The organism is Oscillochloris sp. ZM17-4, assembly GCF_019599295.1.
In the GTDB taxonomy this organism is placed as follows: Bacteria; Chloroflexota; Chloroflexia; order Chloroflexales; family Chloroflexaceae; genus Oscillochloris.
In genome coordinates, this window is sequence record NZ_JAIEWN010000132.1 from 1 (window position 1) to 2655 (window position 2655).

General features: G+C 66.7%; 1 pseudogene. It reads right to left on the bottom strand.

Going from position 1 to position 2655, the window contains the following annotated elements:
* Positions 1–237 precede the first annotated feature (237 nt).
* Positions 238–2655, bottom strand: a pseudogene (locus tag K2Z83_RS28125) (hypothetical protein); the annotation flags it as partial.

Here is a 2655-nt window from a genome sequence, read left to right on the forward strand (position 1 = left end):
ATCACGAGCCGGCCCTGCTCGGCGCGCAGCAGCAGGTGGCTCAGCACGGGCAGGGTGCTCTTCCCGGCCACGGCGACGGCGGCGCGGGCGATGGCGACCTTGAAGGTGTCCTGGGCGAAGGTGACGTTCATAGTGAAGTGCTCCTTGTGATTGCAGCGTGAGAGTCGCTGCGGCCGCACGACGCGACCGCAGCAGGTAGCGTGAGACGAGTACAGCGCACACATTCAGAAGGCTGTACTAGAACATGCTGAGCTGGCCGGCGGTACCGCCCGGCGCGGGCGTCGGGTGGTTCGACGCTGCGGCGCTGAACATGTCGAACTGCGCTTCGAACTGCCCCTGCTTCCTGGTCGTGCGGCGCTTCTTGCGCAGCACGGCACCGATGAAGTCCAGGTCGCCAAAGGCCAGCTTGGGCGTGGGTGCTGCCACGAGGGCGGGTGTGTGGGCCGCCACGGGGGCGGGTGTGTGAGCCGCCACGGGGGCGGGTGTGTGGGCAGAGATGACGATGGTCGGCAGTGTGGCGGCCGCCTTTGTGGCCCAGGCTGCGCGGAGCGCGTCCAGGCGCTGCGGCAGCGTATCCGTGATGCCTGCCCAGGTGCGGCCCTGCTTGCGGGCCGCGTTGGCCGCCTGCGAGCGGCGTGCGAACACCGCCTTCAGGTCGTCGTCGCTCAGTTCGACTGCATCCACCTGCTCAACGCTGGCACTCATCTGGGCCAGGGTGGTCTTATCCGCCCCGGCCGTCTGCACCAGCGCCCCCTCGGGGGTGTCGCCGGCGAAGAGACTGGCCGAGCCGCTCTGCTCGCCCAGCTTGATCAGTTTCTTGTGCGAAACCGTCCCCCGGTAGACCAGGTAGATCACCTGCTTGAGGTTTGTCGCACCCAGCCGCCGGATGCGCAGATTGCTCTGCTCCAGGTGGTAGTAGTTTTGCGCCATCTCGTACCAGATCACCGTGTCGAGGAACTGAAGGTTTAGCCCCTCGCTGACCCGGCGGTACGGCACGATAAAGACCTTCTTCCCCTGCTCGTAGGCCGCGCGGATTGCATCCTCGCGATCCTCGGGGTCCACGTTGTTGGGCAGCGTCCAGGGCGCGAACGCCGCCAGCACCTCCGCCAGTCGTGTCGGCGTGCTGCGCACGGCATTCTGCTCGATGTAGACCATCACCGTTCGGCCCTGCGCGAGCTGCGCGGTGACGTGTTCGATCAGTCGCTTTTCGAGCGGGTAGCGGTAGTCTGCGGCCAGCACCGGGGCGGTGAAGATCCGCTCCTCGCTCAGGAGGTCGCCCCATGTGCCACGAGTCGTGCGCGTGACCGTGAAGGCCGGGTTCACGCAGGGGAGCGTTGACCACCAGCGCGGCAGCATCCCCTTGGCCAGGATGGCCGCCTGAATGCGATCCTCCGCCAGCTCATCCAGCCGACTGGCGATCCGGTCGTAGGCGGCGGCCAGATCGACCGCATCCGCCCGCTGATCTACCTCCTTCTGATTCGCCTCGGCGGCCCGATGGGCCTCCTTGGCCTCGGTGACCTCGGCCTCTGCCGTGGCTCGCTCGTGGCTCGACGCGCCGGGGTCGTTCATCAGTGCCGCATACGCCTGCTGCGCCGCGCGCAGCTGGTCATAGGCGACGGTCACCTCCTCCTTCGCCCCACGGCGTGCGGTCGCGATTGCGGGGTCGTCCATGTCCACCACGTCGGGAATCTCCTCCATGTCGGGCATGAAAGCACCCAGATCCTTCTCCGCGTCGATGAAGATAATGCGCTCCAGCAGCATCGGGATGAGCTTGGCGCTCATGCCCGGTGCCGGGACGCTTGAAATGGATCTATCGGTCTGCCCGCTGCCGCGGCGGCTGTCGCCCTCGTGCTCCGTGACCGTCTCGGTCACGAAGCCGTAGCGCAGCATCGCCACCTCGACATCGTTCCAGCCCAGCCCCAGCCGCTTCCAGAATTGCGGCCAGAAGCGGTAGATCAGGTGGTAGAGCCCGCCCAACATCCCGCCCGAGATGGTGCCCGAGAGGATGGCGTAGGTCTGGGCCTGCTTAAAGCCGTAGTGGATGCTGCGGGCGATGTCGGTGTTCGTCCCACGGGCGTTGTGCGCCTCGTCAGCCAGGTGGATGGCGGCCAGCCCCTCGTATTTGAGGAGCGCGTACTCGTAGGGGCTAAAGTCGCTCGGAGCCTCACGGCCGAGCGTGATCATGAGGCCGTCGCCGTCCGCATCCCGCTCCACACGGGCGATGCGTCGGCGCTGCGAGTCGGCACCGAACTGCGCCAGCTCGCCGTCCTCCTGGATCTGGGCGATCGCCGCGCTCCAGTCGGCGAAGGTGGGCATGGCCCACCTGCGGCGGCTGGCATCGGAGCGGCGACGCTGCCACAGCGGTGCCTTGCATACGATGCAGGTGCGCTGCTTCTTGGTGAAGTACGTGCGGCTGGTGACCGGCATCATCTCACCCTCGTCGTCGCCATCCTGCTGCTTGTCTTTGGACATGACCTCGATGCGTGCGCCGCAGTCGGGGCAGTAAAAGTTCGGCTCCTCGGTCCGCTCGGTGATCAGGGTGCCCGCAAAGCCGGGCAGGTCGCTGGTGTGTCCAACCAGCTTGTTATCGACCCTGAGCTCCGTGACCGGGTGCAGCGGCAGGAGTACGAGACCATCCTCGCCTTTGGCAACCTC